The organism is Aidingimonas halophila, assembly GCF_900106955.1.
In the GTDB taxonomy this organism is placed as follows: Bacteria; Pseudomonadota; Gammaproteobacteria; order Pseudomonadales; family Halomonadaceae; genus Aidingimonas; species Aidingimonas halophila.
Genome location: NZ_FNNI01000002.1, coordinates 232557 through 255922, shown reverse-complemented (window position 1 = coordinate 255922; position 23366 = coordinate 232557). Strand labels below are relative to the sequence as shown.

At 58.5% G+C, this 23366-nt stretch carries 20 protein-coding genes and 2 tRNA genes; 17 read left to right on the top strand and 5 right to left on the bottom strand.

The window, feature by feature from the left end; all coding sequences use genetic code 11:
* Positions 1–147: 147 nt before the first annotated feature.
* The 6 genes from purL to BLW01_RS04495 all read left to right on the top strand — a co-directional run bounded on the left by purL (position 148) and on the right by BLW01_RS04495 (position 6968).
* Positions 148–4080: a phosphoribosylformylglycinamidine synthase gene (purL, locus tag BLW01_RS04520; RefSeq protein WP_092568309.1), complete on the top strand. Its 3933-nt coding sequence runs from the start codon at positions 148–150 to the stop codon at positions 4078–4080.
* Positions 4081–4090: 10 nt separating this feature from the next.
* Positions 4091–5035, top strand: coding sequence for a segregation and condensation protein A (locus BLW01_RS04515; protein ID WP_092568308.1), 945 nt, complete (start codon positions 4091–4093; stop codon positions 5033–5035).
* Positions 5028–5816, top strand: a complete 789-nt coding sequence (gene scpB, locus BLW01_RS04510) for an SMC-Scp complex subunit ScpB (RefSeq protein WP_175529764.1) — start codon at positions 5028–5030, stop codon at positions 5814–5816. The genes BLW01_RS04515 and scpB overlap by 8 nt, the downstream gene beginning before the upstream one ends.
* Positions 5813–6673 (top strand): 23S rRNA pseudouridine(2605) synthase RluB, encoded by an 861-nt coding sequence (gene rluB, locus BLW01_RS04505; protein WP_092568306.1) that lies wholly within the window; start codon positions 5813–5815, stop codon positions 6671–6673. The genes scpB and rluB overlap by 4 nt, the downstream gene beginning before the upstream one ends.
* An 86-nt stretch (positions 6674–6759) precedes the next feature.
* Positions 6760–6834: transfer RNA gene (locus BLW01_RS04500), tRNA-Lys, on the top strand.
* 59 nt (positions 6835–6893) lie between these two features.
* A tRNA-Lys gene (locus BLW01_RS04495) sits at positions 6894–6968 on the top strand.
* A gap of 183 nt (positions 6969–7151) precedes the next feature.
* Here BLW01_RS04495 and BLW01_RS18330 read toward each other — a convergent pair.
* Positions 7152–7382, bottom strand: coding sequence for a hypothetical protein (locus tag BLW01_RS18330; RefSeq protein ID WP_139243912.1), 231 nt, complete (start codon positions 7380–7382; stop codon positions 7152–7154).
* 801 nt (positions 7383–8183) lie between these two features.
* Here BLW01_RS18330 and BLW01_RS04480 point away from each other — a divergent pair.
* Entirely contained in the window at positions 8184–8900 is a 717-nt protein-coding gene (locus BLW01_RS04480) for a Crp/Fnr family transcriptional regulator (protein WP_092568572.1), read from the top strand.
* Between the two features lie 326 nt (positions 8901–9226).
* Positions 9227–10255 carry a quinolinate synthase NadA gene (nadA, locus tag BLW01_RS04475; protein WP_092568303.1) on the top strand — a complete coding sequence of 343 codons (1029 nt, stop codon included), beginning with the start codon at positions 9227–9229 and terminating at the stop codon, positions 10253–10255.
* A 66-nt stretch (positions 10256–10321) separates the two neighbouring features.
* Here nadA and BLW01_RS04470 read toward each other — a convergent pair whose 3' ends face one another.
* A complete protein-coding gene (locus BLW01_RS04470) occupies positions 10322–11770 on the bottom strand; it encodes a M48 family metalloprotease (RefSeq protein ID WP_092568302.1) in 1449 nt (482 codons plus the stop codon).
* Between the two features lie 143 nt (positions 11771–11913).
* Between BLW01_RS04470 and BLW01_RS04465 the strand changes: the two genes are divergently transcribed.
* Together BLW01_RS04465 and BLW01_RS04460 are read left to right on the top strand one after the other, a co-directional pair.
* Positions 11914–12165 (top strand): sulfurtransferase TusA family protein, encoded by a 252-nt coding sequence (locus tag BLW01_RS04465; protein WP_092568301.1) that lies wholly within the window; start codon positions 11914–11916, stop codon positions 12163–12165.
* Entirely contained in the window at positions 12162–13262 is a 1101-nt protein-coding gene (locus BLW01_RS04460; protein WP_092568300.1) for an AI-2E family transporter, read from the top strand. Before BLW01_RS04465 ends, BLW01_RS04460 begins: the two co-directional genes overlap by 4 nt.
* A gap of 4 nt (positions 13263–13266) precedes the next feature.
* On the opposite strand, the gene BLW01_RS04455 is transcribed toward BLW01_RS04460, so the two are convergent.
* Entirely contained in the window at positions 13267–13740 is a 474-nt protein-coding gene (locus BLW01_RS04455) for a peroxiredoxin (RefSeq protein WP_092568299.1), read from the bottom strand.
* Positions 13741–13957: 217 nt separating this feature from the next.
* Between BLW01_RS04455 and dapA the strand changes: the two genes are divergently transcribed.
* From dapA to purC, 4 genes are read left to right on the top strand one after another with little or no spacing between them, the layout of a single operon-like run.
* The gene (gene dapA / locus BLW01_RS04450; protein WP_092568298.1) at positions 13958–14842 is read left to right on the top strand and encodes a 4-hydroxy-tetrahydrodipicolinate synthase; all 885 of its coding nucleotides are present in this window, start codon (positions 13958–13960) and stop codon (positions 14840–14842) included.
* Positions 14843–14888: 46 nt separating this feature from the next.
* A complete protein-coding gene (locus BLW01_RS04445; protein WP_175529763.1) occupies positions 14889–15863 on the top strand; it encodes an outer membrane protein assembly factor BamC in 975 nt (324 codons plus the stop codon).
* Positions 15863–16678, top strand: coding sequence for an MBL fold metallo-hydrolase (locus BLW01_RS04440; protein ID WP_229806374.1), 816 nt, complete (start codon positions 15863–15865; stop codon positions 16676–16678). The genes BLW01_RS04445 and BLW01_RS04440 overlap by 1 nt, the downstream gene beginning before the upstream one ends.
* Positions 16679–16700: 22 nt before the next feature.
* Entirely contained in the window at positions 16701–17411 is a 711-nt protein-coding gene (gene purC / locus BLW01_RS04435; RefSeq protein WP_092568296.1) for a phosphoribosylaminoimidazolesuccinocarboxamide synthase, read from the top strand.
* Here the strand turns inward: purC and tsaA are convergent.
* Positions 17408–18148, bottom strand: coding sequence for a tRNA (N6-threonylcarbamoyladenosine(37)-N6)-methyltransferase TrmO (tsaA, locus tag BLW01_RS04430; protein WP_092568295.1), 741 nt, complete (start codon positions 18146–18148; stop codon positions 17408–17410). The two genes, purC and tsaA, sit on opposite strands and share 4 nt — an antisense overlap.
* 158 nt (positions 18149–18306) lie before the next feature.
* Here tsaA and BLW01_RS04425 point away from each other — a divergent pair, with 158 nt between their 5' ends.
* The gene (locus tag BLW01_RS04425; RefSeq protein WP_175529762.1) at positions 18307–18816 is read left to right on the top strand and encodes a GNAT family N-acetyltransferase; all 510 of its coding nucleotides are present in this window, start codon (positions 18307–18309) and stop codon (positions 18814–18816) included.
* Positions 18817–18821: 5 nt separating this feature from the next.
* Here BLW01_RS04425 and nadC read toward each other — a convergent pair whose 3' ends face one another.
* Positions 18822–19676, bottom strand: coding sequence for a carboxylating nicotinate-nucleotide diphosphorylase (nadC, locus tag BLW01_RS04420; protein ID WP_092568293.1), 855 nt, complete (start codon positions 19674–19676; stop codon positions 18822–18824).
* A gap of 77 nt (positions 19677–19753) precedes the next feature.
* On the opposite strand from nadC, the gene ampD reads away from it, so the two are divergent.
* Together ampD and aceE are read left to right on the top strand one after the other, a co-directional pair.
* A complete protein-coding gene (gene ampD / locus BLW01_RS04415) occupies positions 19754–20311 on the top strand; it encodes a 1,6-anhydro-N-acetylmuramyl-L-alanine amidase AmpD (RefSeq protein ID WP_092568292.1) in 558 nt (185 codons plus the stop codon).
* A 304-nt stretch (positions 20312–20615) separates the two neighbouring features.
* The gene (gene aceE / locus BLW01_RS04410) at positions 20616–23288 is read left to right on the top strand and encodes a pyruvate dehydrogenase (acetyl-transferring), homodimeric type (protein ID WP_092568291.1); all 2673 of its coding nucleotides are present in this window, start codon (positions 20616–20618) and stop codon (positions 23286–23288) included.
* The last annotated feature ends 78 nt before the right edge of the window (positions 23289–23366 follow it).

Sequence of the window (23366 nt, the reverse complement as noted above, 5' to 3'; positions counted from 1 at the left end):
TTGTGAGAAGACGATTAACCATAACTGCCTGATGCCTCGGCTGTCATCCCGTAGATTTCGCGTGACTATCGCTTTCCAGTATCATAGCGGTTTATCGTCGCTAGCTGCGGCCCTCATTCACGTTCGTTTTCAGAGGCTCGATCGACCATGCTCGAACTGCGAGGTGCGCCTGCCCTTTCTGCCTTCCGTCATGCCAAGCTGCTGGGCGCCCTGCGGGACACCGTCCCTGATGTCGACTCCCTGCATGCCGAGTACATCCATTTCATCGATCATGATGCGGAAATGACCGATGCTGACCGTCAGGTGCTCGACCGCTTGCTGGATTATGGTGGAGCACATGACGATACAGGGCGTGAAGGCCACCTCTTTATCGTAGTGCCCCGGCTCGGCACTGTCTCTCCCTGGTCCTCCAAGGCCACCGATATCGCCCACAACTGCGGGCTGACACGTGTACGGCGGATCGAGCGTGGGATTACCTATCGGGTCAAGTTGAAAGGGGCACTGTCAGAGGAGGCTTTCGAAGCTATCGTGGCGACGCTGCACGACCGCATGACGGAGTCCGTGCTGGCCAACACCTCGGATGCCGCCAAGTTGTTTGCCTTCCATGAGCCGGCGCCGCTGGGGCAGGTGGATGTTCTCTCCGGGGGGCGGTCGGCGCTGGCCACGGCCAATGTCGAACTGGGTCTGGCATTGGCGGCGGACGAGATCGATTATCTGGTCGAGTCGTTTCGAACACTGGGGCGCAATCCGTCGGATGTCGAGTTGATGATGTTCGCTCAAGCCAATTCCGAACATTGTCGTCACAAGATATTCAATGCCGAATGGCATATTGACGGTGAGCCCCAGGCGCACTCGCTGTTCAGGATGATCAAGAACACCTACGAGCAGTCACCGAACGGGATTCTCTCCGCATACAGTGATAATGCTGCCGTCATCGAAGGTAATGAAACCACACGCTTCTTTCCGACGCCGCTGACCGGGGAATCGCGTGTCCGGGCCAGCTATGTCGGCGAGCGTGAGCCCGCTCATATTCTGATGAAGGTCGAGACGCACAATCACCCCACGGCCATTGCGCCACACCCTGGCGCCGCGACCGGTGCCGGTGGCGAAATCCGTGATGAGGGCGCGACCGGGCTTGGCGGCAAGCCGAAAGCCGGGCTGACGGGATTCTGTGTCTCCAACCTGCGCATTCCCGACTACGTTCAGCCCTGGGAAGCGTTCGACTACGGCAAGCCGGAACGTATCCAGTCGGCACTGGATATCATGCTCGAAGGCCCCATTGGCGGCGCCTCGTTCAACAACGAGTTCGGGCGGCCCAACTTGACCGGTTATTTCCGCAGCTTCGAGCAGGATGCCGTGGGGGTCGAGGGCGTCGAGCGGCGAGGGTATCACAAGCCGATCATGCTAGCCGGCGGTTACGGGAATATCCGGCCTCGGCATGTCGCGAAAGGTCAGATTCCGGTTGGCGGCAAGCTGATCATCATGGGCGGTCCTGCGATGTTGATCGGTCTGGGGGGTGGTGCCGCTTCCAGCATGGCGACCGGCAGCTCCAGCGAGGATCTCGATTTCGCCTCCGTGCAGCGAGGCAATCCGGAAATGGAGCGCCGTGCCCAGGAGGTCATCGACCGTTGCTGGGCGCTGGGCGACGACAATCCGATCCGCTTCATTCATGACGTGGGAGCCGGAGGACTCTCCAACGCCTTGCCGGAATTGGTCAAAGATGGCGGTTGCGGCGGCAAATTCGACCTGCGTGCCGTGCCCAATGCCGAGCCCGGCATGAGTCCGCTCGAGATCTGGTGCAACGAGGCCCAGGAACGATACGTGCTGGCCGTAGCACCGGAGGATATCGAGGCATTCGATACGCTGTGTCAGCGCGAACGCTGTCCTTATGCCGTCGTGGGGGAAGCGACCGAGGCGCACCACCTGGAAGTGAACGACGAGCATTTCGACACTCATCCGGTGGATTTGCCGATGGATGTGCTGTTTGGCAAACCTCCGAAGATGCAGCGGGAGTTCTCGCGCGAGACACGCGAATTATCGGGCATCATGCTCGACAACCTCGATCTGCGTGAAGCCCTTGACCGGGTGCTGCGCTTGCCGACGGTGGCATCCAAAAGCTTCCTGATCACCATTGGTGATCGTTCCATCACCGGACAGGTGGCACGAGATCAGATGGTCGGTCCCTGGCAGGTTCCGGTCGCCGATTGCGCGGTGACCACGGCCGGTTTCGATACTCATGCCGGCGAGGCCATGGCCATGGGCGAGCGTCCGCCGGTGGCACTGATAGACCCTGCGGCCAGTGCGCGTCTGGCGGTGGCTGAGGCGATTACCAATCTGGCAGCGGCACCGATAGGTGAGTTGGGGAATATCAAACTATCCGCCAACTGGATGAGTGCTGCCGACCATCCTGGAGAGAACCAGGCGTTGTACGATGCCGTGCACGCGGTGGGCATGGAGCTGTGTCCGGCATTGGGCATTGCCATCCCGGTCGGCAAGGACTCGATGTCGATGCGTACGGAATGGGCGGAGACCAGCGAGACAGGCGACACCGAAGAGAAACGGGTCACCGCGCCTCTGTCGCTGGCCGTGACGGGGTTCTCCCCCGTGAGCGACGCCATGAAGACGCTGACCCCACAGATCAACCTGGATCAGGACGAGAGCGACTTGATCCTCATCGACCTGGGTAGTGGGCAGAACCGGTTGGGTGGATCGGCGCTGGCCCAGGTATACGGCCAGGTTGGCGACAGTTGCCCGGATGTTGACGATCCTGAGGATATCAAGGCGTTCTTCTCGGTCATTCAAGGGCTCATCGCCGACGACAAGTTACTGGCATACCATGACCGCAGTGACGGCGGGTTACTGGTGACGCTGCTGGAGATGGCCTTTGCTGCCCATGCGGGCCTGGAGATCAAGCTGGATTGGTTGATCGATGAACCCTACGAGGCGATGGATGCACTGTTTGCCGAGGAGCTCGGTGCGGTGATTCAGGTGCGGCGTTGCGATACCGAGTTCGTGCTGGCGCAATTGTCGGCGGCCGGACTCGACATCTGCGGTGTCATTGCCCGGCCGCGTTACGACGACCAGGTGCGTGTGACGCTGTTTGAAGAGCCGTTGCTCGAAACGACGCGGCTGCTGACCCAGCGGACCTGGAGCGAGACCAGCTATCGAATGCAGGCGCTGCGTGACAATCCCGATTGCGCCAAGAGCGAATTCGACAGCCTGCTCGATGATCGTGATCCGGGGCTCTCGGCCGAGCCGACGTTCACGGTCAATGACGATGTGGCCGCGCCTTACGTCAACGCCACGCGGCCCGCCATGGCGATTCTGCGCGAGCAGGGGGTCAATGGTCAGACGGAGATGGCCTGGGCGTTCGATCACGCCGGGTTCGACGCAGTCGATGTCCATATGAGCGATGTGCTCGAAGGACGGGTGAGCCTGGATGCATTCAAGGGGCTGGTGGCCTGTGGCGGGTTTTCCTATGGCGACGTGCTCGGGGCCGGCGGTGGCTGGGCTAAATCGATACTGTTCAATGATCGTGCACGCGATGAGTTCGAAGCGTTCTTCGCTCGTGACGATAGTTTCGCACTCGGAGTATGCAATGGTTGCCAGATGCTTGCCCAGCTCAAATCATTGATTCCTGGGGCCGAACATTGGCCGCGCTTCGTACGCAATGAGTCCGAACAATTCGAAGCGCGGGTGTCGATGGTGCAGGTCGAGGAGAGCCCATCCATCCTGCTGTCCGGCATGGCCGGGTCACGTCTACCCATTGCCGTCGCCCATGGGGAGGGGCGTGTGGCCTTTGAAGATAGCGGCATCCTGCGCCGTATGCAGAGCAGTGAGCAGGTCGCCATGCGCTATGTGGACAATTATGGTCAGTCAACCACGCGTTATCCGGCCAACCCCAACGGATCGCCGGCAGGGATCACCGGGCTGACGACCCCGGATGGTCGCGTGACTGTGATGATGCCGCATCCCGAGCGTGTCGCCCGTGCCGTGACCAACTCCTGGCGGCCTGCCGAATGGACGGCGGAGGGCGCCTGGATGCGCTTGTTCCGAAACGCCCGCGTGTGGGTGGGCTGAGGAGCCCGACGTGAATGATGCAGTCAGCGAGGACGCCGTTTCATCGGCGGCGTCTGCCGAACAGGCGGCCGTGCTGGCGCGTCTGTTCGACGAGCCCATCACGACACTGCCCGAGGATCTTTATATTCCTCCCGAGGCGTTACGCGTCTTCCTCGAGGCATTCGAGGGGCCTCTGGATCTACTGTTGTACCTGATCCGACGTCAGAACCTCGATATTCTGGGCATTGATGTCGCTGCCATCACGCATCAGTACATCGAGTATGTGGAGCTGATGAGAGCGCTCGAGATCGAGCTGGCCGGCGACTATCTGGTGATGGCGGCGATGCTGGCAGAGATCAAATCACGCACGCTGTTACCGCGCCCTCCCAAGGCGGACGATGATGATGACGACGTCGATCCCCGTGCTGAATTGATACGTCGCTTGCAGGAGTACGAGCAGTTAAAATCCGCGGCTGAGGCATTGAACGAGCTGCCTCGCCAGGGACGTGACTGGTTTGCTCCGCAGGCGGCGTTGCCGACCCTGGAAGCGCGAGTCGTGCATCCCGATGTCGAGCTGGATGAGCTGTTACGGGCACTGGCCGGGATTCTCAAGCGTGCTGAACTCTCCCGCTCGCACCAGATCAGTCGGGAAGTGCTTTCTACCCGAGACCGCATGCGCAGGATCATGGAGCGGGTGCAAGACGAACATTTCACGCCGTTCGAATCGCTGTTTACCCTCGAAGAGGGGCGGGCCGGTGTCGTCGTGACCTTCATGGCCATCCTTGAATTGTCGAGGGAAGCCATGATCGAGATCGTTCAAAATGCACCGCTTTCGCCGATCCATGTACGGGCACGCGTGGAAACCGGGCAGTCGGCACCGGACGTCGAGGAGCATGAGGCTCGCGACGATGGCGAAGAGAGCCCGTTCGTCGAGCAGAGCAAGGGCAGTGACAGGATGGGTGACGGCGATGGATAATTCGCTGGAACAACTCGACAGGATTCTCGAGGCGGCGTTGCTGGCAGCGGGTGAGCCGATGTCGACGGAGCGTCTGGCAGGCCTGTTCGATGAACACGAACGTCCTGCGTGCGAACGGCTCCAGGAGGCACTGTCGCAACTCGAGAGCCGGTTGCAGGGAAGTGCCCTGGAATTGGTCAGGACGGCATCCGGTCATCAGGTGAGAATTCGTCAGTGTTTTTCTCCCTGGGTCTCGCGACTATGGGAGGAACGTCCTCAGCGGTATTCGCGTGCCCTGCTGGAGACGCTGGCACTGATTGCCTATCGTCAGCCGGTAACGCGCGCGGATATCGAGGACGTGCGCGGCGTCACGGTCAGTTCATCGATCATGCGCACCCTCACCGAGCGTGGTTGGGTGCGTGTCGTTGGCCATCGCGATGTCCCCGGGAGGCCGTCGGTGTATGCCACGACGCGACAGTTTCTCGACGACTTCGGCCTGGAGACACTGGATGCCTTGCCACCCATGCATGAGCTCAAGGAGGTCGAGGCTTTCGACCGGGTCGAGGGAACCGCAGACACGACACAGACTCCGGAGGTACCGCAGTCAATCGAGAGTAGCGATAACGACGCGACGGTCGGGATGACCGACGCTGATCAACACGCCGGGATGGCGTCCGACCGGCCAAGGCTGAGTTTTGCCGATCTTGAAGCCCGCCTGGCCGAACGCGCCCAAACGAGCGTCGATGATGACGGCCGTATGGATGCGGAAACTTCCGAAAATGAGAGGTCAGATGACCCATGAGCAGTAGCCATACCACCGAAAAGTTGCAGAAAGTACTGGCGCGGACCGGTCTGGGGTCGCGTCGCGAGATGGAGAGCGCTATCCAGGAAGGCCGTGTCAAGGTCAATGGCCAGGTCGCGACACTGGGTGACCGCATCGACACACGCGACACAGTGACGTTCGATGACCGGCCCCTGACCCTGCGGGGCGCTGAGGATACGCCGCGTCGCGTCATCATGTATAACAAGCCCGAAGGCGAACTCTGTACACGCAAGGATCCTGAAGGGCGGCGCACTGTCTTTGAACGCTTGCCGCGGCTGAAAGGGGAGCGCTGGATCGCGATCGGGCGCCTGGATATCAATACCAGTGGGCTACTGTTGTTCACTACCGATGGCGAGCTCGCCAATCGTTTGATGCATCCTTCCACCGAGATCGAGCGCGAATATGCGGTGCGTGTCATGGGAGAAGTGACTCAACCGCAGGTCGTGGCCATGGTCGAGGGTGTCATGCTGGATGATGGCCCGGCACGCTTTACCGATGTGCAGGAGTTTGGCGGTGAAGGCATCAATACCTGGTTTCATGTCGTGATCATGGAAGGACGTAACCGGGAAGTCCGTCGGTTATGGGAGTCACAGGGATTGACCGTCAGCCGTCTAAAGCGCGTGCGTTACGGAAATATTTTTCTCGACAAGCGGGCCAAGGCTGGCGAATGGACGGAACTGACTCAGGAAGAGGTGGATGACCTGTCGTTGATGGCCGGGTTAACGCCGCGCAAGGTGCCTGAGCTCACCCCCGACGAGAAAAACCGCTGGAGCCGTGACAAGCACAAGCGACGTCCGGTTCAGGGCGTGCGCAGATCCAAGGCGCGTCGGCACTGAAATAAGGCTTGCGGGACAAGAGCGTTATCAGTAGTATATGCGCCCTGTTGGAGGGCGAGCGGATACTCCTCTCCGTTCAAGGTGATGGGTCGTTAGCTCAGTGGTAGAGCAGTTGGCTTTTAACCAATTGGTCGAAGGTTCGAATCCTTCACGACCCACCAGCCGCCTTCAGATGTTACATTTCGCCGCTCTCGAATCCGACTTGTCGGATACCTGTTTCGGGTCGTTAGCTCAGTGGTAGAGCAGTTGGCTTTTAACCAATTGGTCGAAGGTTCGAATCCTTCACGACCCACCAGATTCGATGCGAAGCGCCCTCGCTTGTTAAAACGAGGGCGCTTTGTTCATGGGGCCCACTTATCCTCTAATGCTCCAGCTTTACTCGGCGAGGGTTGTAATCGCCACAGTGGTTCGCCAGCACAGGGAAACCGCCATTCTCGAGGTCGAGTGTGCCCGTGATGTCTTGCCAATCGTGGTCGTTTCAACGAAGACCGAGGGCGGAAAGAATCACCAGCACGATGACGACTGCGCCGACGATATAGACGATGTTGTGCATGAAGTCTTTCCTCTGTGGCGCATGTTCTGTTTTCAGAATGCTGCGGGATGGTTCATGTCGCGATGGCGCCGCAATCCATGCGGCGCGTAGCGTAACTCCCTGTACAAGCTCTTTCCTTTTGTTTTCCTTGCCGCGCTCATCTCGAAGATATGTCATCGGAGGGCTCCCATCTGTTCGCTGGCGTACATAAGGCGCATTGCCTTTAGAGGAGCGGTGACCCCATACGTTGTCAGCGCTGTCCTTGACGTCGTCGCCATAGGTCCCGCTGAAGCCGCTGCTATCGAGATTCCGCCCGCTACTCTCACGGCGACAGGGTAAATCGCATCGAGAGGCTGTAGTGACTGTTTACCGACACCATCAAGGGGGGCGATCAGCATGTCTCCGGAAAAGACTTGGTAGTCATTTTCAAGCATTTTAGGGGTGCCGGGGCCGATCAGGGGGACCTCGAAAGGTGACTGCGGGTCTTTAGTCACCTCTCGTGCGCCATGCGCTTGGTTCAGCGTTGGTACTGCCGTTACTCTTTGGCGCATGTCTCACTCCGTCAATTCAACACCATTGGTTGGCAACGAACAGGCAGATTAGTATGGATGGCTAGTCGTCCAGAGGTTAGTCATGGCTACGGCTTCACTATGTACGCTAACTAACATAGCGTGTCGTCAGTCACCCTCTACTGAGAAAGGATGACAACAGGGGGATCGTTATCCGTTTAGTGATGCACGAGGTCACCCGACACTGCGGTAGTCAAAAGCGAGTACGATCGTCTGCTGGATGGCCGAACAGTGAGGTGAGTCTGCACCCCCTATGTACGCTAGCGTGCCGACACGTGTTTTCCCCGCATGCTAGTCTGCAGCCATATCGCCTGATTGAAGACTCTCAGGATCTCGGTCTGCAGTCGACATTGAAATCATCATGTATGTCTCCATGCCGCTTGCCAGGTTCGTCGCCGCTGGAGCAGCCATGTCTCCCTTCCCCGCTTTTCCCGCCGCCAACCGACTGCTCCAAGAGCTGCCGGCGGTCGAACACGCTGCCTTCATGGCCGCTTGCGAGCCTGTCAACCTGGTGTTTGGGAAGGTACTGGTCGAGCCGGGCGCGCTCATCGAGCAAGTCTACTTTCCCCTCGACGGTTTCATTTCACTGATCGTCAGCCTCGATGATGGTGATCGGTTGGAAGTGGCAATGGCGGGGCGGGAAGGCATGATGGGGGTGTCGCTGCTCCTCGGCGTCGAGGAATCGCCGCTGTGCGCTCTGGTACAAGGTGCCGGCATGGCGCTGCGCATGGATGCCGCTCGGTTTCGGAGTCTGCTGTCAAGTTGTCCCGTGCTGCAACAGCGGCTGCAGCGGTACCTTTATGTGGTCATCGGTCAGCTTGCCCGAACGGCTGCCTGCACGCACTTTCACCAGGTCGAGGCACGGCTGGCGCGCTGGCTGCTGATGACCCAGGATCGCGCCGACTCCGACAAGCTATATCTGACCCATGAGTTCCTTGCGGCGATGCTGGGTGTCAGGCGTGCCGGCATCACCCAGGCGGCAACGGCGTTGCAAGAGCGGGCGTTGATCAGCTATCGCCGCGGCAACATTACCGTGCTTGACCGTCCGGGCCTGATCGACGTGTCCTGCGGCTGTTATCGTGCCGACTGTTCGCTATACTCGCGGATATTGGACGATCACCGTTGATGCAACCTGTTGCAAGAGTGACGGATCAAGGTCGAGCTGAACAAATCGGTGAGTGGAGCGAAATGCACGGAACGCGGGAACCTGAGTATGATATGTAAAAATCTCGTGTATCGTGCAGCGGATCGATTGGCGCGCGTAGACTTTTTGCGGTGTTTTCTCAAGTGAGACCTTGGGGAGTCATTGCGTGTGGTCTAGAATGACAGTAGGCGAAATCGTGCGGGAGTCGCACGATTCTCCGTCAGGGGCGTCGCTCGGACAAAGAGTCCGTGGCCGGCGCATCTGGTGCCATGCAGGGGGAGCCCCTGCCAGTCGCAGTGGTAGACACGATGACGATCATGACCTCTCGAGCCGAAGTACGCGAATATCTGGCTCGCACTTACTGCCCGACGCGCATTCCCGTTGAGGATGAGGCGCGTATCGATGAAATAAAACGTCTGCTGCAGGAGCGCAATGCCGTTCTGGTGGCGCATTATTATACTGACGACGCCATTCAACAGTTGGCCGAGGACACCGGCGGCTGTGTGGCCGATTCCCTGGAAATGGCCCGCTTCGGGGCACGTCACGAAGCGTCCACGCTGGTGGTGGCCGGCGTGCGTTTCATGGGCGAGACGGCGAAGATTCTGTCTCCCGAGAAACGTGTGCTGATGCCGACGCTTGAGGCGACCTGTTCGCTGGACGTTGGGTGTCCGGCCGACGAGTTCAGTGCCTTCTGTGACGCACATCCTGACCGTACCGTCGTCGTCTATGCCAACACCTCGGCCGCTGTAAAAGCGCGTGCCGACTGGGTGGTGACCTCATCGATTGCGGTCGATGTCATCGAGCATCTTCAATCCCGTGGCGAAAAGATTCTATGGGCGCCGGACAAGCACCTGGGGCACTACATCCGTGAGAAGACGGGTGCCGATATGTTGCTGTGGGATGGTGCTTGCATTGTTCACGAGGAGTTCAAGGCCAAAGGGATCGAGGACCTCAAGTCACTCTATCCCGACGCAGCGGTACTCGTTCATCCGGAGTCGCCTGCCAGTGTGGTGGATATTGCCGATGTGGCGGGCTCGACATCACAGTTGATTCAAGCCGCCAAGTCACTGTCCAACGACAAGCTGATCGTGGCCACCGATCGCGGTATTTTCTTCAAGATGCAGCAGGCCGTTCCGGAAAAGACGCTGTTTGAAGCCCCTACCGCGGGCAATGGGGCAACCTGCAAGAGTTGCGCGCACTGTCCCTGGATGGCCATGAATGCCCTTGATAATCTGGCTGGTTCTCTGCGCAACCTCGATGGCGAGATTCATGTCGATGATGATCTGCGTCAACGCGCCCTGAAACCCCTGGAGCGGATGCTGAATTTCAAGGCTTGACCCATTGCGTCGAGTCAGGGCGTTACGCTTGTAGTGAAGGTACAGCCCTGACCGTCGCCTGGCACGCTAGAACTGTTCCATTGCCTCCCGGTATTCCATGAATTCGTCGCGTCGCTGTTCGATTCGTTGGCTCAGGCTGCTTTCGCCTTCCTGATTGGCGATGTCTTCAGCGATATCGAGCTGGCGTATGGCCCGGTCAATGCGTCCGGTGAGCTGGAGTTCTTCCGCCCGCGCCAGGTGGCCCCAGCCATTGCGTCCGGTATCACCTGCCGCTTCTGCCAGCAGGATGAATACCTGGGGGTCGTTCGGGCGCTTGTCCGCCAGATCGCGCAACAGGTCATAGGCCCGTTCGGGATTGCTTTGCAGCAGGGCTTCGGCAAGAAACATCTGTGTCGGCGTGTGGCCGGGGAACAAGCGCAGCAACCGCTGGGCCCGATCTCGGGCTTCCTCGTGTTCGCCGGTATCCAATGCCAGCTCGACGGCACTGGCGCGTATCATCGTCAGGTCAGGGAGTTCAGCGGCCAACTGGTCGAGTGACTCCAATGCCTGTTGCAGATTATCGCGCTCGGCGTTCACCAGGGCGTCGAGATAGCGCTGCGCTTCCTCGGAAGGAGAGTCCTGGGCCAGCCGAGTGGTGGCTTGTGAAGGGTCGTTGCGGTGCAGGTCAAGCAAAGCGCGTGCACGGATCATGTCATATTGGGGACCGGCGTCACGTCGCTCGGCGGGAGTCAATTGGGAAGCACGGGATTCCGTATCGCTGATACGGGATTGTGTCACCGGGTGAGTCAGGAGGAACTCCGGTGGGTTGCCACCCTGGAGGCTGGCCATGCGTTGCATCGAGCGGAACATTTCGACCATCGCATTCGGGTCGAACCCGGCCTCGGCCAAGGCCTGCAGACCGACACGATCGGCTTCCTGCTCGTAGCGACGTGAATAGGCCAATTGGTCTTGCAGGAAGGCGGCCTGGGAACCCATGGCAGTGGCGATGCCGGCTTGTCCGCCACCACCGGCGGCAATCAGCATGCCGGCCAACAGGGCGGCCATCGTAGGGAGTTGGGTCTCTTCGGCGCGTTGTTGTTGCCGCGCATGGTGACGCTGCGAAAGGTGGCCGAGTTCATGGGCCAGTACCGAAGCGAAGGCATCTTCGCTCTTGGCGAAGGAAAACAGGCCTGAATTGACGCCGATGATTCCTCCCGGAACGGCGAACGCGTTCAAGAGTCGGCTGTCGACCAAGGTGACCAGAGGCTGGATATTACCCATGTCACTATGCGGTAACAAACGATTCACCAGCGATTCGACATACTGCTGGCTGATGGGGTCCTGCCAGGTTGGTGCCTGGGCACGGAATTGGCGTAGCCAAGCGCGTCCGAGACGGTATTCTCTCTGGGTCTCGGCGCCTCCACCGGCGGAACCGAGCTGAGGTAGTCCATAATCACTGGTTTGTGCTCCAGCCGGCAAGGCGCTGGCGATGAGCAGGCCGGTGGCGGCAACACAAGGAAAAAGGAGTCGTCTCATGTTCCTCCTCACAACGTTGGACTGACACCAGACATGACTTGGCCTTTGACATTGATTCTTCCGCCAAAGTGCCTGTAAATTTCAAAAGCGTATCGTCAGCGTCATACGACGGTGACATTATGGTCCTTTTTCCGGGAGTTAGCATGGTCCTGCAACCCGATGATGTGCTTGATGCCTGTGGTTTGCCCTGTCCGCTGCCGCTGCTCAAGGCCAAGCAAGCGCTCTCGCGTATGTCAGCGGGGGAGATGCTGGAAGTCATGGCAACCGATGCCGGCTCCTGGCGCGACTTCGAGACGTTCGTCGCCCAGACCGATCACGTCATGGAGGCACGTGAGACACGTGATGACGTGTATTACTACTGGATTCGCAAGGGGGCCGGGGAGCCGATGGCATGACCCTTCGCAAACTCCTGAAGAATTGGATCGAGCGATATTTCTCCGACGAAGAAGCGGTTATCCTGCTGGTCGTATTGCTGCTGGGCTTTGCGGCGGTCATCTGGTTCGGCCGCATGCTGGCTCCATTCTTTACGGCATTGGTCATTGCCTTTCTGCTGCAGGGCGCTGTCAATTGGCTGATGCGCTTAGGTGTGCCCAAGATGCTGGCGGTGATGGTGGTGTTCCTGGGGTTCGTCGGCATATTGCTGGCGATTGCCCTGTTTCTCATGCCGTTGATCTGGAATCAGTTGGTCAACCTGGTGCAGGAAGCGCCTCGCATGTTCGCCAGTGGGCAGCAACTCCTTGATGATGTACAGGAGCGATATCCCCACCTGGTGACACCGGATCAGATTCAGAACTGGATCGATGTAGCCGGTCGTGAACTCACACAGGTCGGGCAACGGGCATTGACCCTTTCCCTGGCATCACTGGGCAATCTGCTGGATTTGATCATCTACCTGGTGCTGGTGCCGATCCTGGTATTTTTCATGCTCAAGGATAGTGACCGTTTGGTGGGGTTCATGCTCTCGCTGTTGCCGCAGAAACGGTCGCTGATGACCCAGATCTGGCAGGAGATGGATGATCAGATCGCCAATTATGTCCGTGGCAAGTTCATCGAAATCTTCATCGTCGGCAGTGCCGCCTTCCTGACCTTCGGCTATTTCGGATTACCTTATACCGCCTTGTTGGCCGTGATGGTCGGTTTTTCGGTGCTGATTCCCTATATCGGGGCAGCCGTGGCGACGTTGCCGGTGGCTGCGGTGGCAGGCTTCCATTTCGGCTTGGGGGATCAATTCGTCTATGTGTTGATCGCGTATGGTGTACTTCAGGCACTGGATGGCAATGTTCTGGTGCCGATCCTCTTTTCAGAGGCCGTCAATCTTCACCCGGTATCGATCATTCTGGCAGTGCTGTTTTTCGGCGGGATCTGGGGGTTTTGGGGGATATTCTTTGCGATCCCCCTGGCAACCTTGATCAAGGCGCTGGTCTACGCCTGGCCGCGAGGCATCAAGCATCGTGGCGACGAGAAGGCGCTCGAGGCACTGGCCGAGGACTGACGCGTCAACCGGTGTTCAGTCGTTGGGCAGCTTCGAGCACTTCATCGACATGACCGGGGACCTTGACGCCGCGCCACTCACGCGCCAGTTTGCCATTGTCGTCGATCAGGAACGTGCTGCGTTCGATACCGAGGTGTTCCTTTCCGTATAGTTTTTTCGTCTTGATCACGTCGAATAGCTGGCATAGGGTTTCGTCCTTGTCCGAGATCAAGTCGAAGTTGAACTCCTGCTTGGCCTTGAAGTTCTCATGAGCACGCAGGCCGTCGCGAGACACACCCAGAATCACGGTATTGGCCTCATCGAACGCAGCCTTGCGATCGCGGAAATCTCCGCCTTCCGTCGTGCATCCTGGTGTGCTGTCCTTGGGGTAGAAATAGATGACCACTTGCTTCCCTTTGAAGTCGGATAGGCGGATGGTCTTGTCACCGGTGGCGGGGGCGCTGAAATCGGACACGGATTGGCCGAGGCTGACGCTCATTGCTAGCTCCTTGAGTGATACGGTCGAGCCACAGATTACACGCAACTGATGCGTTGCTGTAAAGACACGGGGGAGTCATCGGGCGCAAAGATCATCGGGTCCTGTACAGGCATTTGTCGCCTGAGTACCATCTAGCCTTTGGGCGCCATGCAATGGTGAGGCAGACGTCATTTCATTCGGTAATGGCCGGCCAACGATTTCGTAGAGGATAAGCAGGATGATCACAGGCAGCATCGTCGCTCTGGCGACACCGATGAAGGTGGATGGGAGTATCGACTGGCAGGCGCTGCGTCGTCTGGTGGGCTTTCATCTCGACAATGGGACGGATGCCATCGTCGCCGCGGGTACGACCGGTGAACCGACGACCATGTCATTTGCCGAACACTTCGATGTCATTCGCACCGTCGTGGAGGAGGTCGATGGTCGCATCCCCGTCATTGCCGGTACCGGCGCGAATGCGACTTCAGAGGCCGTCGAACTGGCGCGTTACGCCAAGGACGTCGGGGCCGATTACTGTCTGTCAGTGTGCCCTTACTACAACAAGCCGACTCAGGAGGGGCTGTACCAGCACTTCAAGGCGGTTGCAGAAGGCGCTGATATGCCCGTGATTCTCTACAACGTACCTGGGCGGACGTGTTCAGATTTGTACAACGAAACCGTATTCCGGCTCGCCGAACTGGAGAACATCGTGGGTCTCAAGGATGCGACGGGCAACCTTGAACGAGCCGAGGAACTGGTCGACCGCCTGAAGGGGAGCGATTTCATGCTCTATTCCGGTGATGACGCCACGGCCTGTGATTTCATGCTGATGGGCGGACATGGAGACATTTCCGTCACGGCCAACGTGGCGCCACGCTCGATGCATGAGCTGTGCAAGGCGGCCGTTGCCGGGGATAATGAAACTGCGCACCAGATCAACACCCGCTTGATGCCATTGCACACCAATCTTGGCATCGAAGCCAACCCGATACCGGTCAAGTGGGCGCTCAACCGCATGGGATACGTCGATACCGGTATCCGTCTACCAATGACATGGTTGTCCGAAAAATATCACTCTACGGTCGGTGAAGCCCTGCAGATGGCCGGTGTCATCGATGACTGAGATGCAGAGCCAGCAAGCCCGTGAATCGAACCCACAAGGTGGATGCATGAAACCTGCACTGAAATGGATGCCGCTGATCATGGTGATCACGCTGGCGGCAACCGGGTGTGCTCGTGATGGTTACTATCATGATCGCGACATCGACTACACTGACGCTGAAACGGCACCACCACTGACGCTGCCGTCGTCACGCAATGCCAATGATTATGAAGATGCGATGCCGGTACCGGACATCAGTGGCTCGTTCGAAGCGAACTCGGAGGGGCGGTTCGATCCTCCCCGCCCCCAACCCATGGGGGGAAGCAGCTTGCGTGACTTCGTCGAGACGCGTGAGATGGGGAATGACCGTTGGCTGTTGGTGTCCATGGAACCTTCTGCCTTGTGGCCGCAACTGGAAGCGTTTGTCGAGCGCCAGGGCATGCGTGTCTCCAATGTCGATAGCCAACGTGGCGTGATGGAAACGTCTCGGGGGACGTTGCGATTACGCCAAGGGTTGGTCGCGAACTCCAGCGAGGTGCGCTGTACGCAGGGAGGATCCCCGGATGAGAACTGCCTGGCTGCATTGAACGATTACCTCGCCGGTCAGGGACAAACAGCCAGCAATTCCGCCCTCGCCAGTGAGCGTCGTAATGATGCCGAAGGGGCAGGTGGTCCCAGCATCCAGCAAGACGGTGAAGAGTGGGTGGTGCAGACAGAGAGCGGAGCGGATCGCGTCTGGGCCGAGTTGAGTCACCAGCTCGACGAGTATTTCGACCAGGAAGGTCGTCAGATGCTGGTCGAGGAAGATCCTCAGGCCGGTGAGTTCCTGATCGATTACATGACGCTGACCGAGCGGGATCGTGGCTTCGTCTCGATCGTCTTCAGCCCTGATGTCCGCCAGACTGCACAGCGTATTCGGTTACGCGTCGAGGAGTCTGCGTCGGGGGGGAGTGTGATTCGCGCTATCAACGAGAGCGAAAAACCGTTCACCGAAAAGGATGCGCGTGAGCTGCTTGACGAATTGGCCACGCTATTGCGCTGATGTCTAAGCCGATGGCAGGTGAATCGTCTGACGACACTCTGTCGTCGCCCGGGTTGCATTTCTCTTCGCTGGGTAGTGGCAGCAAGGGGAATGCCACCCTGGTCAGCGATGGTGAAACACATGTGCTTGTCGACTGCGGATTCGCCATGCGTGACGTCGAGCGGCGGTTGGCGGATCAGGGCATGCATCCGCGTCAGCTCGATGCCATTCTGGTATCTCATGAGCATGGTGACCATGTGCGCGGTGTAGGAGCTCTGGCCAGACGGTATGATGTACCGGTCTATTTGACGCCGGGCACCTGGCTGTCGAAACGCCTGGGCGACGTGCCTCGGTACCACTGGATCACACCGCAGTCGCGTTTCGCCATCAAGGGCCTCGACATTGATCCGGTGACGATCCCTCATGATGCGCGAGAGCCGGTACAATTCCGTTTCCAGGCCTGGGGCAAAGCGCTCGGTATCCTGACTGATCTCGGCCATGCCACGAGCCATGTAATCGACTCCTTCCATGGCTGCGACGCTCTGGTACTGGAGTGCAACCATGATCGGCGCATGTTGGCCGAAGGCCCGTATCCGGTCAATTTGAAACGCCGTGTCGGAGGGCAGTGGGGACACTTGGCCAATACTCAGGCATCAGCACTATTGCAAGTGCTGGGTCTGGACCGGTTGCAACGTATCGTCTGCTCGCATTTGTCGGAACAAAACAACCATCCCGAGCGGGTCCTGGAAGCGTTGGTGCCGCTGCTCGATGGTGATGGATCACGGTTGGGTGTGGCCGTCCAGGACCGAGGCCTGGCCTGGCATCGCATCCGCTAACTCGATATTTCGGAGACCTCCCATGGAAAAGCGTCACGCACTCTATGCCGGCAAGGCGAAATCGGTGTATCACACCGATGATCCTGAGCGACTCATCCTGCATTTCCGCGACGATACCAGTGCCTTCGACGGTGAGAAAAAGGAGTCGTTGGCACGTAAGGGGATGGTCAACAACAAGTTCAATGCTTATATCATGGGCAAGCTTGAAGAGGCCGGGATTCCCACCCATTTCGCCGGTCTGCTCAATGATACGGAGTGCGTCGTCAAGAAACTCGACATGCTTCCCGTCGAGTGTGTCGTTCGCAATCTCTCCGCTGGCAGTCTCTGCCGCCGTCTTGGTGTCGAGGAGGGATTGGATCTCGACCCGCCGACCTATGAACTGTTTCTCAAGGACGATGCGCAACACGACCCCATGATCAATGAGTCGCTGGCGGAAACCTTCGGTTGGGCGACACCGGCGCAACTGGCGGAAATGAAACGCTTGACCTATCGGGTCAATGAGGTACTTCGGCAGTTGTTTCTCGATGGCGATATGTTGCTGGTGGACTACAAGCTCGAGTTCGGTGTTTTTCACGGCGAGATCGTGCTGGGCGATGAATTTTCACCCGATGGCTGCCGCCTGTGGGACGCCAGGACTCGTGAGAAGCTCGACAAGGACCGGTTCCGTCAAGGCCTGGGGGGAGTCATCGAGGCCTACGAGGAGGTCGGACGCAGGATCGGGGTCAGTTTCTAGGAAGAGCCTGCCACGAGTTCGGTAACGTACAGCAGCATCGCTCCAGCCTCCGTCAAACGTGCCTGAAAACGCACATCCACATCACGTAGCCTGACTCCATAGGTTCGCTGTTCGGCACCCTTTCGATAGGCCGGACGAGGGTCCTGGGCAAGGACCTGGACGACCAGTTCACGCAGGCTGTTGCCATCGCGACGACTGTCCAGGAACCTTTCGGCCTGCGGAGCAAATCGTACCGGATAGGTGTCGGGCGGTTCCTCCGCATAACCGGCCTGATTGCTGTCGGGGGTATCCGCCCAGGGCAAGTGTGGCTTGATATCTACTACGGGGGTTCCATTGACGAGGTCGTGTCCTTGTATTTGCAACCGTACGCCTTGGCTGGTGTCGACGGCGACCAGCTCGACCAGAGATAGCCCCAGTCGGTTTGGACGATGGGTGCTTCGGCTGGCGAATACACCGACCCGGGTATTGCCCCCGAGACGTGGGGGACGGATCAATGGCGTCCAGCGGGACGGACTGCGATGGAAGATGAACGTTACCCATAGATGGCTGAAAGCGTCCAAGCCGCGTATTGTCAGCGGGTCGTCATAGGGCGGAAGCATGACCAGAGTGGCTCGAGCAGCCTTGGCAAGACCCGGCTGGCGGGGGATGCCGAACTTGTCCGGATAATCGCTTTCAATGCGACCAATGGGATCGACGGCAAAGGTGGTCGCGGAATATGGGGCATCGCTATGCGTCATGTCCGGTATTATGCGGTTTGATCGCGCGTAACGCGAGCGCGAATAGGGTTGGGAGACCTGGCGGTTTTCGTTATGCTTTAAGGTTGGTGAGCCGTAAACGCAGGCGTCGTATCGGTCGAGACGCGATACCTGAGATGGCATATGACGCGGGGATAACGATGAATCGAGCCGAGAGTGGAGCGCGTATTCACTATCGTGACGCTCGCGCACGTGATGGCGCCGATCAGGCTGAGGTGTTCTATCACGCCGTAATGCAAGGAAGTCATACGTATTACACACAGGCACAGCGCCGGGCCTGGGCGCTTGCCTTGCCCCGCGAGGCCAGTGCCTGGCGTGCCAGACAAGCGTTGTACACGACGCTGGTGGCTTCCTGCGACAACCGTTGTGTCGGTTTCGTTGAAATCGATATGCCGGCTGCACGGATCGAGACATTATATGTATGGCCATCCCTCGCTCGTCGCGGCATCGGCTCGACCCTGCTGATCCATGCCGAACGTGCCATGCGGGAACGAGGGATCGATACCGTATCCATTGCTGCCAGCTTGATGCTTGCTGACGGGCTTGAACGCCGCGGTTGGCAGCGGCTGGGTGAGGAGAGGGTGGATCGGGGAGGGGAATCCCTGCCCCGTGTCAGAATGGAGAAACGGCTATCGCTGGTGGAAACCTGAACGCCTCAACGTTGCTCGATGTGGGTGATACGCATCGAGAGGTCGATTGCCTTGATGTCCTTCGTCAGCCCTCCCATGGAAATGCAGTCGACTCCTGTGTCGGCAATATTCCGCAAGGTGGTCTCGTTCACATTTCCTGACGCTTCCAGTGTCGCCCGTCCCACGGTGCGGGCGACAGCCTCACGCATATCGGCCAGCGAGAAATTATCCAGCATGATGGTATCGGCGCCGGCGTCGAGCGCCTGTTCCAACTCCTCGAAGGTTTCGACCTCGACTTCCAGGGGCAGGTCGCGTGCAATGCCGCGTGCTTCCTTGACGGCGTCGGCAATGCCGCCACAAGAGGCGATATGGTTCTCTTTGATCAGAAAGGCATCGTAAAGCCCGATACGGTGGTTATGTCCGCCACCACAGGTGACAGCGTACTTTTGTGCCAACCGAAGCCCGGGTAGCGTCTTGCGGGTATCCAGTAGGCGGACTCCCGTATCGGCGATCATATCCGCATAGCGGCGTGTACAGGTGGCAGTGGCGGACAACGTCTGCAGCAGGTTCAGTGCTGCACGTTCTCCGGTGAGCAGGCTGCGGGCTGGACCCTCGAGCTCCAGGAATGCCTGGTTCGCTTCCAGAGCGTCACCGTCTGCCCCCAGCCAGGTCAATACGACCCGTGAATCGAGTCGTCGATACAATTCATCCACCCAGGCGACCCCACAGAGTACGGCAGCTTCCCGGGTGATGACCTGAGCTTTCGCCCACTGTGACTCGGGGATCAACTGGGCGGTCATATCCCCTGGACCGACGTCCTCGGCCAGCAGACGGGCTGCACTGGTGCGGATTTCTTCGGCAAGGGCTTGATGGTAATGCATGACGAGCCTATACGATGGAATATGCGATAATGCCTGCCATTATAGAGAATCGGCACGGGCTGCGTCAGGGGAGAATAATGTCGATCGAGAACGGTTGGTGGCACAGGGCTCGCTGGGTCGAATCGCCGAACCAGGACTCACGACCGCAGAATGAGATATCCCTGCTGTTGTTGCATTCGATCAGTCTGCCGCCACACGAATACGGTGGACCCTACATCGAGCGTTTGTTCACCAATCGCCTGACAGCCGATGAGCACCCTTTCTTCGCCACTATCGCAGGACTCCGGGTATCGGCCCATCTGCTGATACGTCGGAGTGGCGAGTGTATCCAGTTCGTTCCGTTTCATCGCCGTGCCTGGCATGCCGGCCGTTCATGTTGGCATGATGGTGATGAAACGCGGTATGCGCTCAATGACTTTTCGATCGGTATCGAACTCGAGGGCGATGAAATTACGCCCTACAAGGAGGCGCAGTACCGGGTTCTGGCTGAAGCGACCAAGTCGCTTTGCCGACAGTATCCGGCCTTGTCACCAGAACGCATTACAAGCCATGCTCGTGTCGCGCCACGACGCAAGACCGATCCTGGGCCCGCTTTCGATTGGGCCTACTATCGGCAATGTCTGCAGTCCTTGTAGTCGAGCTACAATTGTCATCAGGAGATAGGTGTCGATTGATGTGTTTTCAACGGTCTTGCTGCATCGCAATATTAAAATGGAAAAAATTTCCACATCCAATGTAATTGGCACAAGCTAGTGTTTGCGGTATCTTCATGGGCAAATCTAGGGGTCCAATACTGCCCACCTGTAAAGAAATTACAGCACGATTTTCCGGAGACGTGACCCAAAGAAGGTCATGCCCGCACTGAAGAGCGCCAAATGTCCCTCACCCCTCGGGGTGAAGGCAGCCCGATACATCATTCTTCATTCGGAGAGACGTCTTATGAGTCTGGAGGCAAGAGAAGATCTCGATCCGATCGAAACCTCGGAGTGGGTGGAATCCCTGGAATCGGTCCTGGATCGTGAGGGCGAAGAGCGCGCCCAATACTTGATGAGCCGTCTGGCGGACCGTTTGCGTCGTGACGGCATGCAGGTGCCCTTCTCGGTAACGACCCCTCACCGTAACAGCATCCCCGTGCACCGCGAGACTCGCATGCCAGGGGATTTGTTCATGGAGCGGCGCATTCGCTCTTTGATCCGTTACAACGCCATCGCCCAGGTGATTCGCAATAACCGGGCCAAGCCGGGGTTGGGCGGACATATCGCCAGTTTCATGTCGTCGGCCACACTCTATGATGTGGGCTTCAACCATTTCTTCCGCGCGCCGCAGGACGACTTTGAAGGCGATCTGGTATATATCCAGGGACACAGCTCTCCGGGTATCTATGCGCGGGCTTTCCTCGAGGGACGCCTGTCCGAGGCGCAGATGGACAAGTTCCGTCAGGAGGTCGATGGGGATGGCTTGTCGTCATACCCGCACCCCTGGCTGATGCCGGATTTCTGGCAGTTCCCCACGGTATCGATGGGACTGGGGCCGATCCAGGCTATCTACCAGGCTCACGTCATGAAGTATCTCGACTCGCGCGAGATCAAAGCCATGTACGATCGCAAGATCTGGTGCTTCATGGGGGACGGCGAGTGTGATGAGCCCGAATCCCTGGGGGCTATCCATCTGGCCAGTCGTGAGAATCTCGACAACCTGATCTTCGTCATCAACTGTAACCTGCAACGTCTCGATGGCCCGGTACGTGGCAATTCGCGCATCATGGATGAACTTGAAGGCGTATTCCGCGGGGCTGGCTGGAACGTGCTCAAGGTTGTCTGGGGACGCCACTGGGATCCGCTGTTCGAGCAGGACAAGAAAGGCGTGCTGCAAAAACGCATGGACGAAGCAATCGACGGCGAATACCAGAACTACAAGGCCAATGGCGGTGCCTACACGCGCGAACATTTCTTCGGCAAGTACCCCGAAACCGCTGAACTGGTCAAGAACATGTCCGATGAGGACATCTGGAAACTCAACCGTGGTGGCCATGACCCTTACAAGGTCTATGCGGCATACCATCATGCCGTCAATAATTCCAATGGTCGTCCCACGGTCATCCTTGCCCATACCGTCAAGGGGTACGGCATGGGTGATGAGGATGGCGAGGCTGCCAACGAGGCGCACCAGGTCAAGAGCATGGAGTACGAGGCGCTCAAGAAATTCCGCGATCGCTTCGGTATTCCAATAACCGATGAACAGCTCAAGGAGGTGCCGTACTACAAACCGGACGATGACAGTCCGGAAATGAAGTACATGCACCTGCAGCGTGAACGTCTCGGTGGCTATCTGCCGGCACGCCGGACGGAGTTCGAGGCGCTTGAGATACCGGCGCTCGAGGACAAGACGTTTGCCTCGCAGACCGGTGGCTCCAAAGGGCGTGAAGTGTCGACGACCATGGCGTTCGTACGCATTCTCAACGGCCTGGTCAAGGACAAGAAACTCGGCAAGCGGGTCGTGCCGATCGTTCCCGATGAAGCTCGCACCTTCGGTATGGAAGGCATGTTCCGCCAGCTCGGCATCTATACCTCGGAGGGGCAGAAGTACGAGCCGGTCGATAAAGGCCAGATCATGTTCTACCGCGAGGACAAGCAAGGTCAGATCCTCGAGGAAGGCATCACCGAGGCAGGTGCCATGTCGGCCTGGATTGCTGCTGCCACGTCGTACAGCAGCAACAACAAGACCTTGCTGCCGTTCTACATCTACTACTCGATGTTCGGCTTTCAGCGGATCGGCGATCTAGCCTGGGCCGCTGGTGACATGCAGGCGCGTGGCTTCCTTGTCGGTGGTACGGCCGGACGTACCACCCTCAACGGTGAGGGGCTGCAGCACCAGGACGGACACAGCCATATTCTGGCATCGACCATTCCCAATTGCCGTTGCTACGACCCGACCTATGCCCATGAGGTGGCCGTCATCGTTCAGGATGGGTTGAAGCGCATGTTCACTGATCAGGAGAACTGCTTCTACTACCTGACGGTGATGAATGAGAATTACGAGCAGCCGGCTCTCGACGAGATTCCTGCCGACGATATCGTCAAGGGCATGTATTTGCTGCGTGAGACGAAGGGCAAGAAAGGGCATGTGCAGTTGATGGGCTCCGGTACCATTCTGCGCGAGGTCGAGGCAGCCGCCGAGCTGCTCAAGGACGATTTCGATATCGGGGCGGATATCTGGAGCGTGACCAGTTTCAACGAACTGCGTCGCGAAGCCCTGGAAATCGATCGCCAGGCCTTCCTCAAGCCCGAGGATGAGCCGGGCAAGCCCCATGTCACGAAGTGCCTGGAAGGCCGCAAGGGTCCCGCCATCGCATCGACCGACTACATGAAGCTGTTCGCGGACCAGGTGCGAGCCTGGGTGCCGACCAACTACCATGTATTGGGTACCGATGGCTTTGGACGTTCCGATACCCGTGAGAAGCTGCGTCACTTCTTCGAGGTCGACCGCTATTTCGTCGTCGTGGCTGCGTTGAAGGCGCTGGCCGAAGATGGCGATGTTGACCGCAAGGTCGTGGCGGATGCGCTCAAGAAGTATGGCATCGATCCCAACAAGCCCAATCCGGTGGTGTCTTGAGCCAATGACCAGCGCAGCAGACGCCTTGCCGGGAATGGTCATGGGCCCGGCGTCTGCGGCCAGCACGATTCGAAAGGA

Bases quoted from the DNA above. Each gene is read 5' to 3' on its own strand.
- purL (WP_092568309.1), top strand. From the start codon at position 148: ATGCTCGAACTGCGAGGTGCGCCTGCCCTTTCTGCCTTCCGTCATGCC.
- scpB (WP_175529764.1), top strand. From the start codon at position 5,028: ATGGATAATTCGCTGGAACAACTCGACAGGATTCTCGAGGCGGCGTTG.
- rluB (WP_092568306.1), top strand. From the start codon at position 5,813: ATGAGCAGTAGCCATACCACCGAAAAGTTGCAGAAAGTACTGGCGCGG.
- BLW01_RS18330 (WP_139243912.1), bottom strand. From the start codon at position 7,382: ATGACATATCTTCGAGATGAGCGCGGCAAGGAAAACAAAAGGAAAGAG.
- BLW01_RS04480 (WP_092568572.1), top strand. From the start codon at position 8,184: ATGTCTCCCTTCCCCGCTTTTCCCGCCGCCAACCGACTGCTCCAAGAG.
- nadA (WP_092568303.1), top strand. From the start codon at position 9,227: ATGACGATCATGACCTCTCGAGCCGAAGTACGCGAATATCTGGCTCGC.
- BLW01_RS04470 (WP_092568302.1), bottom strand. From the start codon at position 11,770: ATGAGACGACTCCTTTTTCCTTGTGTTGCCGCCACCGGCCTGCTCATC.
- BLW01_RS04465 (WP_092568301.1), top strand. From the start codon at position 11,914: ATGGTCCTGCAACCCGATGATGTGCTTGATGCCTGTGGTTTGCCCTGT.
- BLW01_RS04460 (WP_092568300.1), top strand. From the start codon at position 12,162: ATGACCCTTCGCAAACTCCTGAAGAATTGGATCGAGCGATATTTCTCC.
- BLW01_RS04455 (WP_092568299.1), bottom strand. From the start codon at position 13,740: ATGAGCGTCAGCCTCGGCCAATCCGTGTCCGATTTCAGCGCCCCCGCC.
- dapA (WP_092568298.1), top strand. From the start codon at position 13,958: ATGATCACAGGCAGCATCGTCGCTCTGGCGACACCGATGAAGGTGGAT.
- BLW01_RS04445 (WP_175529763.1), top strand. From the start codon at position 14,889: ATGAAACCTGCACTGAAATGGATGCCGCTGATCATGGTGATCACGCTG.
- BLW01_RS04440 (WP_229806374.1), top strand. From the start codon at position 15,863: ATGTCTAAGCCGATGGCAGGTGAATCGTCTGACGACACTCTGTCGTCG.
- purC (WP_092568296.1), top strand. From the start codon at position 16,701: ATGGAAAAGCGTCACGCACTCTATGCCGGCAAGGCGAAATCGGTGTAT.
- tsaA (WP_092568295.1), bottom strand. From the start codon at position 18,148: ATGACGCATAGCGATGCCCCATATTCCGCGACCACCTTTGCCGTCGAT.
- BLW01_RS04425 (WP_175529762.1), top strand. From the start codon at position 18,307: ATGAATCGAGCCGAGAGTGGAGCGCGTATTCACTATCGTGACGCTCGC.
- nadC (WP_092568293.1), bottom strand. From the start codon at position 19,676: ATGCATTACCATCAAGCCCTTGCCGAAGAAATCCGCACCAGTGCAGCC.
- ampD (WP_092568292.1), top strand. From the start codon at position 19,754: ATGTCGATCGAGAACGGTTGGTGGCACAGGGCTCGCTGGGTCGAATCG.
- aceE (WP_092568291.1), top strand. From the start codon at position 20,616: ATGAGTCTGGAGGCAAGAGAAGATCTCGATCCGATCGAAACCTCGGAG.